Genomic DNA, 13577 nt, shown 5'->3' with positions numbered 1-13577 from the left:
GCTACCTTTACTAATTTGGATGTTTAGACGTCTAAAAGGTAGCGCATGCAATTTAAGATGTCAAAACATTTAAATGTCTAGATAGCTAAATAACTAGTATTTGACTATCTTTTTTAAACCGATAGAATTTCACGCATATTTACACGCTTTGATGCTGTGTGAGCAATTTATAATCTGAGGCAACGATACATCTTATGGCTAAATGGAATGGTGAATATATTCACCCATACGCAGAACACGGGAAAAAATCCGAACAAGTAAAGAAGATCACCGTTTCGATCCCGCTAAATGTATTAAAAGTATTAACTGATGAACGTACTCGTCGTCAAATAAACAACTTACGTCATGCAACAAATAGCGAGCTTTTATGCGAAGCGTTTTTGCATGCGTTTACCGGGCAACCGCTGCCTAATGATGATGATTTGCGTAAAGATAACGCAGAAAAAGTACCTGAAGAAGTGAAGAAAATAATGCAAGAAATGGGACTAGAAGTGCCTATTTTAAATGAAGACTAGAAGGGTCTTTATACAAAAAAACCTCAGCAAATGCTGAGGTTTTTTTTGCGCTAATTTATACTTAACAATTACGCCATGTAGTTTTCTGGCATATCAATTTGTGCAACGCCAGAGTCTACCGCCGCCTGCGCAACCGCTTTAGCTATACGTGGTAACAAACGTGGATCCATTGGTTTTGGTATAATATATTTAGCACCAAACTCTAATTTGTCGATGCCTGCGGCAGTAAGCACTTCAGTCGGTACGGGCTCTTTAGCAATACTACGAATTGCTTCTACAGCAGCAATTTTCATCTCGTCGTTTATTTCACTGGCACGTACATCTAACGCACCACGGAAAATAAACGGAAAACACAATACGTTATTAACTTGATTCGGATAATCAGAGCGACCTGTAGCCATAATTAAATCGTTACGTGCAGCGTGTGCTAATTGCGGATCGATTTCAGGATCGGGGTTTGAACAAGCAAATACCACGGGTCTATCAGCCATTAATTTTAAATCTTCAGGGGCTAATAAATTAGGGCCCGATACACCCACAAACACATCGGCATCTTCAATTACATCTTGTAAAGTACGTTTATCGGTATTGTTTGCAAATAATTGCTTATATTCATTCAAGTCATCACGACGCGTATGAATAACTCCTTTGCGATCTAACATATAAATATGTTCACGCAACGCGCCACATTTAATTAAAAGCTCCATACAGGCAACAGCTGCAGCGCCGGCACCTAAACATACAATAATTGCATCTTCAATTGCTTTGCCCTGTACTTCCAGCGCGTTTAGCATACCCGCAGCCGTTACAATAGCCGTACCATGCTGATCATCATGAAAAACAGGAATGCTACAACGCTCTATAAGCGCTTTTTCTATTTCAAAACACTCGGGCGCTTTAATATCTTCTAAATTAATTCCACCAAAAGTGTCGGCAATATTAGCCACCGTGTTAATAAAGTCTTCGGTAGTACGGTGCTTAACTTCAATATCTATAGAGTCTAACCCTGCAAAACGCTTAAATAGTAGCGCTTTACCTTCCATAACGGGTTTTGAAGCCAGTGGACCTAAATTACCTAAGCCTAAAATTGCGGTGCCGTTAGTAATAACCGCAACCATATTTCCTTTACCAGTATATTTGTAGGCATTTGCTGGATCAGCGGCAATTTCACGAACAGGTTCTGCGACACCGGGGCTGTATGCGAGCGCGAGGTCTTTAACCGTCTCAGCGGGCTTGGTCAGCTCAATACTGATTTTACCTGGAACGGGATGGGCATGGTAATGTAGTGCTTGTTCACGAAAATCTGACATAACGCGATTATATCCTGCAATTTAAGTTAAAGTGAGAGGTAGTTTTAATCTACGATACCTTTATTATTTTTAAATTCCAAGCAATATCAGGTCTATCCTGTTATATGCTAGAACTGTTAATTTTAAGTGATTTATCAGCAACTTCCCTAGATTATCCTGACATTTTTAAAATATAAATTCGTCATAAAAATGAAAAACACAGGTACTTTTTGCCCTTGTTCTATTTTTATAAAGCGTATTTTTTAGTCTTAAATTAAAATAGTGAAATACCGAATTTTATTTAACTTTAAACACAAATAACCTCACGTTACCTGCATTTGAGTACCATCTTTAAAGTTTAACAAATAAAAATATAGAGAATATTGGCTGTTTTGTCTGCAAATGTTTATGCATACTCAGAATAAGAACAGGAAATAGTTATGCAAAAAAAATAAATACAAAATTGCTAAGAAAGCAGGTAGGAAAGTAAATTTTGGCCACAAAAAAAGCACCCTAAGGTGCTTTTTTTACATAGAAACAAAAAATTATTTTTTGCTGCTAAGTGCACCGAAGCGCTTGTTGAAGCGATCAACACGGCCGCCAGTGTCTAAAATCTTTTGCTTACCAGTGTAAAACGGGTGACACGCAGAACATACGTCTAAGTGAATGTCTTTACACAGAGTAGAACGAGTTTCGAATTTGTTTCCGCATGAACAAGTTGCAGAAATTACTTCGTACTTAGGGTGAATACCTTCTTTCATAGGAACCTCTAGTTAAGGCCGCATCGCTCTCCAAACCCGAAGTCTGGCACCATACGTCGTTAAAACAAATTTATTGGTCGCGAATTTTATCCAACAACCCGCACGCACACAAGCTTTAATTACCCTTTTTGCTAAAAAGTCGGCAAACACCTATTCATTACTGATTTGTCGGTAGGCTTTTAATGCTATTTTTAGTACATTAAACCATTACGTTAATTGGTTGAGTTGTTATGCGTTTTGCTGAAGTTGCAATAAAAGTCCCCTTGCCTCGCACCTTTGATTATAAAGTGGATGAGCAATTAGTACCGCTGACTCAATTACAGCCTGGTATGCGCGTGTTAGTCCCTTTTGGCAATCAACGTAAAGTAGCGGTTATTCTTAGCTTAAAAGCGGAAACAGCAGTCCCCGAAGGCAAAATAAAATCTATTATTGAAGTTATTGACGACTCACCGGTGTTATCTGCGCAGCATTTAGAGCTACTGAAATTTACAGCGCGTTATTATTGCTATCCACTCGGTGAAACTATTCATATTGCATTGCCCAGTGCACTGCGCCAAGGTGAGTGCCCTGATAAAACCAGTATAAACATGGTGACATTAAGCGAAAAGGGGGCACTTTTACCGTCTTTAAAAGCTAAAACACAGCTTAATTTGCTTAAGCAATTATCAGCATCCGGTAAATCATCATTAACCGAACTCAAAGCCCTCGGGTTTAATAAAAAAACCATTGATACCCTTTTAGATAAAGAGCTAATAATTCAAACCATTGAGCACGATAATCAATGGCAACATACCTCGCCAACGGTTGGCAGCAAGCCTCGTTTGAATAAAGAGCAAGCTATTGTCTGCACTGCAATTAATCAAAGTACGGGGTTTAATAGCTTTTTGCTAGAAGGTGTCACTGGCAGCGGAAAAACCGAAGTTTACCTGCAATGCCTAGAAGAAGTATTAAAACGTGGCGAACAGGCGTTAGTGCTCGTTCCTGAAATCGGGCTAACGCCTCAAACGGTCAATCGTTTTAGACGTCGCTTTCCTGACACCCCTATTATGCTATGGCACTCGGCATTAACCGATAACGAACGTCTACAAACATGGCGTTTTTGCGAAAAAGGCAGTTGTGCCATTGTTATAGGCACCCGTTCGAGTATTTTTCTGCCATTTTTAAAGCTTGGGATGATTGTGGTTGATGAGGAGCATGATGCCTCATTTAAACAACAAGACACTTTACGCTACCATGCCCGTGATTTAGCTGCGTATCGTGCCTATCAGCATCAAATTCCACTTATTTTGGGTAGCGCTACGCCAGCACTAGAAACACTGCATAAAGCTATTAATAACAAATACCAGTTGCTTACATTAAGTGAGCGCGCACAAACCGCCACCGATAATCAGTTTAAGCTGCTCGACATGAAAGGTCAGCCTGATCGAGCCGGTATTGCACATGCCAGTCTTGCAATAATGCGCCAGCACCTGAATAGGGGAAAGCAGGTGATGGTATTTTTAAATCGCCGTGGGTTTTCTCCTACCTTGATTTGTCATGAATGTGGTTGGTTGAGTGAATGTAACCGCTGCAGCACCAGTGCGACTTTTCATAAGGCAATAGGCCAAATGATTTGCCACCATTGTGGCGATCAATATCATGTACCACATCAATGCCCTGACTGTGGTAGTACGCAAATCTTTCCTAACGGCAAAGGCACCGAGCAAATAGAAGAGTTTTTAAGTAGTGAATTTGCAGACACCCCGATCAGCCGTATCGACCGTGACTCAACTCGGCGTAAAGGTAGCCTTGAAAAAGCACTGGATGAAATAAACCAAGGCGGCGCACGTATTTTAGTTGGTACGCAAATGCTGGCAAAAGGCCACCATTTTGCTGATGTTAGCCTAGTACTTATTTTAGATGTCGATAGTGGTTTGTATTCGTGTGACTTTAGGGCTACTGAGCATTTAGCACAATTAGTAACTCAAGTTGCAGGACGCGCGGGACGTTCTGGCGAACCCGGTGAAGTATTATTACAAACGCACTTTCCTGAGCACCCGCTATTACAAGACTTAGTTAATAATGGCTATCAAGATTTTGCCCGCTTTGCACTCACTGAGCGAAGTGATGCACAGTTGCCACCTATTACGAGTATGGCAATTGTTCGCGCACAAGGGCATAACATAAAGCAAGTCGTCGACTTTCTAACGGATTTGGTTCCTGTCAATGGGGTATCTGGTATACAATTGCTCGGACCGATCCCCGCGCCTTTAGAAAAAATTGCGGGAATGTATCGTTTTCAATTACATATTCAAGCGCAAGATCGACGCATACTACATCAGTATCTCGCGCAAATGGTTGATTATCTCAGCACTAGCAAACTTGCACAAAAAGTTCGCTGGAGTTTAGACGTAGACCCTACAGACATGATTTAGGTAAGGCCACATATAACACCATGGCACAGCACGATTATATTAATAAAAAACCAAAAAATAGAAAAAACACTAAACAAGAGCCGGCTAAAAAACCCTTCCCGTTTTTGTTAATCATTATTGCCTTGTTACTAATCGGTGGTTTTGCATACGGACTCTGGTTTGTTAAAAACAATGCCGATCCAGAGCTTGTTGAAAAGCAAGCAAATCCAACACCCGAAAAACAAGTAGAAATAGCTAAACCGCGGCCACCTAAATTTATTAAAGAAATTAAAGAGCATGAGATTCAGGTTGAAGTAAAAGAACTTGAACAAAAAGGCCCTTATGTCATGCAATGTGGTTCATTTAGAACCCATCAGCAAGCTGAAACCTTAAAAGCTAAAATAGCGTTTGCAGGATTAATTTCAGAAATCAAAAAAACCACAGGCAGCAATGGTATTTGGTACAAAGTGCGTTTAGGGCCTTATGAAACCAAGCGTCATGCAGAAAGTGACAAGAACAAACTTAAACGAATTAATATTGTCGGCTGCGGAATTTGGGGCTGGACTTGATTTTAAACCATTCACCCATATAACCTCTTCATAATCGTTTTTTACGCGCTGCCTCTTGCAGCGCGATGATGAGGAATAACATGACTACAATCGTAAGTGTACGCCGTGATGACAAAGTTGTTATTGGTGGTGACGGCCAAGTATCTCTTGGTAACACAGTAATGAAGGGCAATGCCCGAAAAGTTCGACGCCTTTATAATGGCAAAGTTATCGCTGGGTTTGCTGGCGGCACTGCTGATGCCTTTACTCTTTTCGAACGTTTTGAAAGCAAACTAGAAATGCACCAAGGTAACCTCACTAAAGCTGCTGTAGAAATGGCTAAAGATTGGCGTAGCGATCGTGCCCTTCGTAAACTTGAAGCTTTACTTGCTGTTGCTGATGAAACAGCTTCGCTAATTATCACCGGCAACGGTGACGTGGTGCAACCAGAAAACGACCTAATCGCAATTGGCAGCGGCGGTAACTTTGCGCAATCAGCTGCAACCGCCTTATTAGAAAATACCGACTTAAGTGCTCGTGAAATTGTAGAGAAAAGTCTAACAATTGCTGGCAACATCTGTGTATTTACGAATAACTTCCAAACTATCGAAGAATTGTAATAGGAACTCGCTATGTCTGATATGACCCCAAGAGAAATTGTTCATGAGCTAGACCAACATATTATTGGCCAAGCTAAAGCGAAAAAAGCGGTTGCTATTGCCCTTCGTAATCGCTGGCGCCGTATGCAGTTAAACGAAGACTTACGCGCAGAAGTAACGCCAAAAAATATCTTAATGATTGGCCCTACGGGTGTAGGTAAAACTGAGATTGCTCGTCGTTTAGCAAAGCTTGCCAACGCACCTTTTATTAAAGTTGAAGCCACTAAATTTACAGAAGTAGGTTATGTCGGTAAAGAAGTTGAAACTATCATCCGTGATTTAGTTGATGTTTCAATTAAAATGACACGAGAGCAACAAACTAAAAAGTTCAAACATCGCGCTGAAGAAGCGGCTGAAGAACGTATATTAGATGTATTACTGCCTCCAGCGAAAGATCAATACGGTGAAGTTCAGCGCGATGAAAATTCATCGACACGCCAATCGTTTCGTAAAAAGTTACGCGAAGGCCAATTAGATGACAAAGAAATTGATATTGATTTAGCCCAAGCTCAACCTAATATTGAAATTATGGCTCCTCCTGGTATGGAAGAAATGACCAACCAGTTACAGGGAATGTTTCAAAACATGGGTGGTGATAAACGCACTAAGCGTAAGCTTAAAATTAAAGAAGCGTTTAAGTTACTTACTGAAGAAGAAGCCGGTAAACTGGTTAATCCTGAAGAATTAAAAGAACAGGCCATTTTTGCAGTAGAGCAAAACGGCATTGTGTTTATTGATGAAATAGACAAAATTTGTAAACGTGGTGAAGCCTCAGGCCCAGATGTAAGTCGTGAAGGTGTACAACGTGATTTACTTCCGCTTATTGAAGGCTCTACCGTTAATACTAAGCACGGCATGGTAAAAACTGACCACATGTTGTTTATTGCCTCAGGCGCATTCCAAATGTCTAAACCATCAGACATGATCCCTGAGTTACAAGGCCGTTTACCTATTCGTGTTGAACTTGAAGCACTCACAGCCGATGACTTTAAACGTATATTAACTGAGCCACACGCGTCACTTACTGAGCAACAACGCGAGCTACTCAAAACAGAGCAAGTCGCTATTGAATTTAGCGACGACGCAATTGAGCGTATTGCTAAGGCAGCATGGCAAGTAAACGAAAAAACCGAAAATATCGGTGCGCGTCGCCTTCATACAGTTATGGAAAGGCTAATGGAAGAGATTTCATATGACGCTTCTGAAAAAGCGGGTTCAAGCCTTGTTATCGATGCCGCCTACGTTGAAAAACACTTAGGTGCGCTAGTTGAAGATGAAGACTTAAGTCGTTTTATTCTTTAATTGAAAACACAAACAGTTATACTAAAAGCCTCCAATATGGAGGCTTTTTTGTAAGCGAGATGACGATGAAACAAGTTACAAAAGTGCACTATCATAGTGTGAGTAAAAATTTAGATGTTTATTTTGATGATAACTCTGAAGTTATATTTAGCGCTGAGTTTTTACGGGTACACTCTCCCTCAGCAGAGGTTCAAGGCCATGGATCTGAGCCTATGAAGTTAGTACTAAATAAACAAGCAGTGGGCATTAAAACCATTACGCCGGTAGGGCATTACGCGTTACGTTTAGAGTTTGACGATGGCCATAACAGCGGGCTGTTCAGCTGGCAATATTTTGCTAAATTACAAGCTGAACAAACAAGCTTATGGGATACGTATTTAGAGCGTGTTAAACAACATGAAAACAACAAAGACAGCGTACCCATAAAGTTTGTCCCCTAGTATTTAGTCTGAACTTATACTCTGTGAATGAGAAAAAAGCGGCAATTAAGCCACTTTTTTCTGTTAGTAGTTAAACCTTATATTTTGAAATCGCTTGATGAAGTACCCTTGCTTGCTCAGAGACCTCTTCACTGGTTTGCGCATTAGTTTGTGAGTGAGCCGCAGCCCCCTCTGCAATATCTCGAATACGGACCACGTTTTTATTTACCTCAGAAGCCACCTGACTTTGCTCATCAATAGCAGTAGCAATATGTGTACTCATTTCCATAATAGTTTGCACATCAATGGTAATTGATCCTAGCAGCTCACCCGCTTTTGTTGCTTGTGTAGCACTTTCGCCACCTTGAGTACGACATTGGTGCATGATACTCACAACTTCTTGAGTACGCTGTTGTAGGGTGTTAATAATGCCCTCTATTTCGCTGGTTGACTCTTGCGTACGCTGTGCAAGTGAGCGCACTTCATCTGCAACAACCGCAAAGCCACGACCTTGTTCACCCGCTCTCGCCGCTTCAATGGCAGCATTTAAAGCAAGTAAATTAGTTTGCTCTGCAATCGCACGTATCACATCAAGTACAGAACCTATGGTTTCACCATCTTTTTCTAGCTGAGACACCACGCTGGAAGCTTTACCAAGTGAATCGGATAAGGCATTAATATGCTTAATAGTTGACTCTACTTCAACCTGACCTTGCTGGGCGCTTACATTGGTCGATTCAGCTTTTTTAGCGGCGGCTTCAGTATTGTGTGAAATATCTTGAATCGTTGCCTGCATTTCTGTAGCAGCGGTTGCTACCATATCCGCTTCATGCAATTGCTCTTGCATACCAGAGCTAGTCGCTGAGGTTGTTTCAGATAGGTTCCCTGTTGCTATATTAAGCGTTGTTAGAGCCGTATTTACTTCGTAGATGAGATCTTTAAAGTCACTAATTAAACTATTAAAGTCTATGGTCATCCTCGTTACTTCATCTTTCCCTTTATGCTCTATAAACAAGCTTAAGTCATTGTTTTGTCTTATCTTATCTATTGCTTGATAAACTTTTTCAATAGGCTGGATAATTGAACGACTGGTCAAGTACACAAGTAGCATAACGATGATACTAGCAATTATAAAAATGACTATTGCTAATAATTGCGCCTGCTGCGCCGTTTCAGTTACTTGCTCTTTAGTCGCATTAGTGATCAAAGTAACCACTTCATCACTTTTCTTAACACTTATTCTCATTTTCCCTAGGGCACCCGAATTTAAATCGACGCCTAATTCCACCTGCGCCTCTACCAATGCAGTAAATTTATTTTGGTAGTTGGTCATTAACGAGACCAATTGATTGCGTAAATTATTAGGTAGCTCTGCAGCATTTACTTGTTGTTTTAACTCGCTTGCTAATTTATTAAATCGATCTAAATACTTGGTATCTAAACGTAGCATAAAATCTTTTTCAGCTCGACGCAGCTGTAGCATAGTAGTGAGTAATTGGTAATTATTTTGCTCACTAAGCAATGTTTCTATTTTATGAACTGCTTCTCTCAGCTCGCCATATAAAGCGTCTTTTGGGTGCAACCCGATTTTACGCTGTAGTTTTACAACATTTTGAAAGTCGTCATAGTACTGTTGGGCTAACGTAGAAAATTGATTGACCTGAGCCGTAGCAATATTTAAATCTGCAGATAAAACAGATAGCTTTTCTAGTTTAAATTGTAGTTTTTTATATTCTTGCGCAAATAGCTCTAAACTAGACTCATCTTTGTAAAACAAAAAGTCTTTTTCGTATTTACGCATCGAAAGCTCATGCACATCTAGCTCTTCAGCGTACTGAATAGTTTCATTTAATTTAAGCATAATACGTGCTTCATAAATGATGATGCACAGCATAACAATCATGGCTAAGCCAACGATTAATGCGTTAAATTGTAAACGACGTTTAATCGTTAGATTCTGTAAAAAGTTCATTGTAAATACCTATATTAAATTTGCCAGTTCAGTATAACGTGATGCTTTCTTGTATTAACATAATTTTGTTACATGAAATAAACAATAATGCCTATCATTAAAAACCAAAAAAGGGCTACCAGTAAAATTTAACCATTAACAAACTCCCTTTATACAAATGGACAATATAATCATCGGCCTGATCACAGTATTGTTTAATTTTAACAGTCTCGCCAATCAGAACTTAAATCTCTCGCACTTATAAACGCTCAGTCCATAGCTTTAAAAATATTTATTTATAAAGATGACAATTTTATTAAAAAATTATGAGTCGTGTTATTGATTTAGTTCTATTTCTGGCTAAATTTACTGCAATTAAGTCGTTGTTATTGAATATAAGGAGGGTATACTAAGTTACTAACTTATGTATCTTTTGAGGATAAAATAATGGATTACAGCACTTCTGATTTATGTGACCATTTCGCTGATGTGGTTGACGTGCTTGAACCTATGTTCATCAACTTTGGTGGTCGACACAGTTTTGGTGGCCGCATTAAAACGGTAAAATGTTTTGAAAATAATGAACTGATCCGTCAATTGCTTTCTCAAGATGGTACAGATCAGATTTTACTTATTGATGGTGGAGGCTCCACTCGTAGAGCCTTAATTGATATTGAACTGGCTGAGCTGGCACTTGAAAACAATTGGCAAGGTATTATTGTATATGGTGCACTGCGCCATGTTGATGAACTTGAAGAACTGGATTTAGGAATTCAAGCCATTGGATCAATTCCGGTTGCAGCTGACAGTGAAGGCGCGGGTGAAAGCGGCATAGGCGTTAACTTTGCGGGTGTATCATTTTTCGATGATGATTTTGTTTATGCCGACAGTACAGGTATTGTACTTTCTGCTGAAGAATTAGAGCTAGAAATAATAGAACTGTAGCGTGACAGCACACCTTAAAGTATATAACGAAAGCACGCTCAAGCGCATTTGTTCTAACCGTGCAGGTGAACAAAAAGCGTGGCAGTCAATGGCATTACTTGACGCAAACGTTAATATACAACAAGCGCTTACTGATGCTGCACAGTTTGGTATGCGCTTTGTTTTACTGGGCGTTTGCGAAGACATTGGACCTAGAGCCAATTTAGGTAAAGGCGGAGCACAACATGCTTGGCCCGCTTTTTTACAACACTTTTTAAACCAACCTCACAATCACGCTATTGCCATGCAAAAAGTGTTACTCCTTGGCGAAGTAAACCTCGATGACTTAATGGAACAAGCACACCCGCTTGATAACCAAAATCCTCTCGATTTAGACCAATTACGTCAGTTGTGCGCTGAGATTGATGTGCGGGTTGAAGCAATTTTAAGCATGATTTTTAAAGCAGGTCTTGAACCCATCATTATTGGTGGCGGACATAACAACTGCTTAGGTATTATTCGCTCGCTTGCAAAATATAAAAACAGCGCAATTAACGCCATTAATTTAGACCCCCATGCCGACTTTAGAGAGTGTGAAGGCAGACACAGTGGCAATGGTTTTCACTACGCCTATCAAGAGCAGCACCTTAACAGTTACCATGTAATTGGCTTACATGAGCTTAAAAATAATCAACAAATTTTTAATGCAATGCAAAGTGCAAAATTTAGTTTCACCAGCTATCAAGCGATTAATGTTAGGCGAGAAATAAGTTTAACGGAGGCAACTAACAATGCACTAAACGCATTTGATAACGCACCGTTGGGAATAGAAGTTGATTTAGATAGCCTAACCAACATGCCTGCAAGCGCATTTAATTATTGCGGTTTTGATGTTAGCGATGGCGAGCATTATGTTTATTTAGCTGCAAGTAATTATCACAGTGCTTATTTACATTTATGCGAAGCAGCACCCTCGCAACATCCTCACTCTCTTGCTGCGGGTAAATTACAATGTGGTCAAGTAATCAGTGCCTTAGTAAATATCTACCTACAAACAAAGCAAAAAATCTAATCTTCCCTAGTCTTCTTGTGCCTGTAACCACTGTTTAAACCAACTCATTAACCCCAAGCTACTTAAAGGGTGTCCGAAGTAGTAGCCTTGTGAGGCATAAGCTTTCAAACTTTTCACAAATTTAAGTTGGTCCAGTGTTTCAACACCTTCAAAAATCACTTTTGTTTGTTGCTGATTATGCATTTCTACCATACCGCTTACTAAGCTGCGTATATTATTTTGATTACTAAAGTCTGCAGTTAATGCAGGCGATACTTTAATATATTCCACCGCTAAACTAGGTAACTTAGAAAGTAATACAGGGTTATCACCTAAACCATCAACACACACTTTTAAACCTAAACTGTTAAGCCTTGCGATCATGGCTCTGCCTTTATCATCTAGGCTGGTAAAAACATGAAGCGGACATTCAATAATTAAATCGCCTGGCCTGAGTTGATGCTCACCAATTACTCCGTAAACAAAATCAACAAACTCTTCATTGAGCATTTCTGGGCCAAATAAATTAACACTCAAAGGTACCGACATCCCTTCCATACGAAGTGCCATGGCTAATTCGCCAGCACGCTCTATAACAAAGGTAGCCAGTGAATAACCAAGCCCTGCAATTCTAATATCATTTATAAATCGGCTTGCCGATAAGGTGCCTTGCGTGGGGTGTTGCCAACGTAATAACAATTCTAAAAATTCAATTTGACCATCGCCGTTGCGAATAACGGGTTGAAAAAACAGCTCAAACTCATCAGCAAAGCTGATATTCGCAAGCTCTGTTAATCGCGCTTGTTGCTCTAAATGCTCAACCGTCATTTGTTGATGATAAGCCACTATTTGTTTGCTTGGCTGACTATCAAGTGCCAAATACGCATAACTAATTAAATCATCAAAGCTCGTACTTTGTTGATCGCAATGAACATAACTGGCTCTTACCTTTACTTCAATAGTGCAATTAGCCACGTTAAAGGGCTTTAATGTAGCGCCAATAATTTGCTTGATAAGCTGTTGATGTAAATGATTATGGCTTTGTAGATCACAAATAAACGCAAAATTTAACCCGCCTAAATGCGCTAATTTAGCATGCGGAGCAAGGAACAACACTTCATCACTGTCTAGTAAGTCTTTTATTCGATTTGCCGACTGCGACAACAATAAGTCACCAAAATCTCGTCCAATATGCTGATTTACCTGCGCAAACCCCTCTAGCCTTAATACAATAAGTGCGGCTCTGAATGAACCTTCATCAATAAGCTCATTATACTTTTGACGTAACTGTTGTTTATCGGGGAAGCTGACTAAGGGTGAGTTTTCAACATACACCTCAGGCTCAGTTTGTGGCTTTAAAGGCGTAGTAGCTTTAGGCTCATTATCAGCTAAAAAACCACTGACTGAGAGCAGTAAAATAGCCATGAGCAACCACGCTAAATGCAGCGTAAAAAAGAGATACCCTATTAACAATAAAGCAAATAATGCGCTTGCACAGGCACTGATAAGAAATGGTTTTTTTTGCTTTTGTAACTTCGCTTGATATAAATTAAAACCAAAACCTAGCGCTAGTAAAATAGCGAGCCAAGGTATTGCGCTACTGACCATAGCTAAGCCAATGAGCCCAGTACATAAAAAGCTGAGTCTCATTACGTTACTTTTAACGGTTAATAGCGTGGCAACCATTGCCATTAAAAGTGCACCACTTAAAAAAATAGCTAAATTGCTGTAGCTCAATAACGTTCCATCCATAGCTGACGTACTC

At 39.9% G+C, this 13577-nt stretch carries 12 protein-coding genes; 8 read left to right on the top strand and 4 right to left on the bottom strand.

The features are described from left to right. Positions 1-194: 194 nt before the first annotated feature. Positions 195-515, top strand: a complete 321-nt coding sequence (gene metJ / locus KK487_RS01505; RefSeq protein WP_008115021.1) for a met regulon transcriptional regulator MetJ — start codon at positions 195-197, stop codon at positions 513-515. Positions 516-583: 68 nt separating this feature from the next. On the opposite strand, the gene KK487_RS01500 is transcribed toward metJ, so the two are convergent. Together KK487_RS01500 and rpmE are read right to left on the bottom strand one after the other, a co-directional pair. Further along, entirely contained in the window at positions 584-1825 is a 1242-nt protein-coding gene (locus tag KK487_RS01500; protein WP_013463901.1) for a malic enzyme-like NAD(P)-binding protein, read from the bottom strand. Between the two features lie 524 nt (positions 1826-2349). Next, positions 2350-2565: a 50S ribosomal protein L31 gene (gene rpmE / locus KK487_RS01495; RefSeq protein ID WP_008115018.1), complete on the bottom strand. Its 216-nt coding sequence runs from the start codon at positions 2563-2565 to the stop codon at positions 2350-2352. 230 nt (positions 2566-2795) lie between these two features. Between rpmE and priA the strand changes: the two genes are divergently transcribed. From priA to KK487_RS01470, 5 genes are all read left to right on the top strand, one after another. Continuing rightward, positions 2796-4979, top strand: a complete 2184-nt coding sequence (gene priA, locus KK487_RS01490; protein ID WP_215521906.1) for a primosomal protein N' — start codon at positions 2796-2798, stop codon at positions 4977-4979. 20 nt (positions 4980-4999) lie between these two features. Continuing rightward, positions 5000-5527, top strand: coding sequence for an SPOR domain-containing protein (locus KK487_RS01485; protein WP_008115014.1), 528 nt, complete (start codon positions 5000-5002; stop codon positions 5525-5527). 80 nt (positions 5528-5607) lie between these two features. Continuing rightward, positions 5608-6126, top strand: a complete 519-nt coding sequence (gene hslV, locus KK487_RS01480) for an ATP-dependent protease subunit HslV (RefSeq protein ID WP_008115012.1) — start codon at positions 5608-5610, stop codon at positions 6124-6126. A 12-nt stretch (positions 6127-6138) separates the two neighbouring features. After that, positions 6139-7467, top strand: coding sequence for an ATP-dependent protease ATPase subunit HslU (gene hslU, locus KK487_RS01475; protein WP_013463899.1), 1329 nt, complete (start codon positions 6139-6141; stop codon positions 7465-7467). Between the two features lie 65 nt (positions 7468-7532). Next, positions 7533-7907, top strand: a complete 375-nt coding sequence (locus KK487_RS01470) for a gamma-butyrobetaine hydroxylase family protein (RefSeq protein WP_008115008.1) — start codon at positions 7533-7535, stop codon at positions 7905-7907. A gap of 70 nt (positions 7908-7977) precedes the next feature. Here KK487_RS01470 and KK487_RS01465 read toward each other — a convergent pair whose 3' ends face one another. After that, positions 7978-9858 (bottom strand): methyl-accepting chemotaxis protein, encoded by a 1881-nt coding sequence (locus tag KK487_RS01465; protein ID WP_036955757.1) that lies wholly within the window; start codon positions 9856-9858, stop codon positions 7978-7980. A gap of 426 nt (positions 9859-10284) precedes the next feature. On the opposite strand from KK487_RS01465, the gene rraA reads away from it, so the two are divergent. Next, complete coding sequence (gene rraA, locus KK487_RS01460) at positions 10285-10782, top strand: ribonuclease E activity regulator RraA (protein WP_008115004.1); 498 nt, start codon at positions 10285-10287, stop codon at positions 10780-10782. 1 nt (position 10783) lies between these two features. Beyond that, positions 10784-11833: a formimidoylglutamase gene (locus KK487_RS01455; RefSeq protein WP_024602141.1), complete on the top strand. Its 1050-nt coding sequence runs from the start codon at positions 10784-10786 to the stop codon at positions 11831-11833. Between the two features lie 6 nt (positions 11834-11839). Here KK487_RS01455 and KK487_RS01450 read toward each other — a convergent pair whose 3' ends face one another. After that, positions 11840-13564 carry a GGDEF domain-containing phosphodiesterase gene (locus KK487_RS01450; RefSeq protein ID WP_024602140.1) on the bottom strand — a complete coding sequence of 575 codons (1725 nt, stop codon included), beginning with the start codon at positions 13562-13564 and terminating at the stop codon, positions 11840-11842. Between the last annotated feature and the right edge of the window lie 13 nt (positions 13565-13577).

Source organism: Pseudoalteromonas sp. SiA1 (genome assembly GCF_018732205.1).
GTDB classification, from domain to species: domain Bacteria; phylum Pseudomonadota; class Gammaproteobacteria; order Enterobacterales; family Alteromonadaceae; genus Pseudoalteromonas; species Pseudoalteromonas tetraodonis.
Note: the sequence above shows the minus strand (reverse complement) of the source record. Positions and strands in the feature narration are given on the sequence as shown.

Excerpts from the sequence above, each read along its gene's own strand:
- hslU (WP_013463899.1), top strand. The coding sequence starts at position 6,139 with ATGTCTGATATGACCCCAAGAGAAATTGTTCATGAGCTAGACCAACAT.
- KK487_RS01470 (WP_008115008.1), top strand. The coding sequence starts at position 7,533 with ATGAAACAAGTTACAAAAGTGCACTATCATAGTGTGAGTAAAAATTTA.
- KK487_RS01500 (WP_013463901.1), bottom strand. The coding sequence starts at position 1,825 with ATGTCAGATTTTCGTGAACAAGCACTACATTACCATGCCCATCCCGTT.
- metJ (WP_008115021.1), top strand. The coding sequence starts at position 195 with ATGGCTAAATGGAATGGTGAATATATTCACCCATACGCAGAACACGGG.
- hslV (WP_008115012.1), top strand. The coding sequence starts at position 5,608 with ATGACTACAATCGTAAGTGTACGCCGTGATGACAAAGTTGTTATTGGT.
- rpmE (WP_008115018.1), bottom strand. The coding sequence starts at position 2,565 with ATGAAAGAAGGTATTCACCCTAAGTACGAAGTAATTTCTGCAACTTGT.
- rraA (WP_008115004.1), top strand. The coding sequence starts at position 10,285 with ATGGATTACAGCACTTCTGATTTATGTGACCATTTCGCTGATGTGGTT.
- priA (WP_215521906.1), top strand. The coding sequence starts at position 2,796 with ATGCGTTTTGCTGAAGTTGCAATAAAAGTCCCCTTGCCTCGCACCTTT.
- KK487_RS01485 (WP_008115014.1), top strand. The coding sequence starts at position 5,000 with ATGGCACAGCACGATTATATTAATAAAAAACCAAAAAATAGAAAAAAC.
- KK487_RS01465 (WP_036955757.1), bottom strand. The coding sequence starts at position 9,858 with ATGAACTTTTTACAGAATCTAACGATTAAACGTCGTTTACAATTTAAC.
- KK487_RS01450 (WP_024602140.1), bottom strand. The coding sequence starts at position 13,564 with ATGGATGGAACGTTATTGAGCTACAGCAATTTAGCTATTTTTTTAAGT.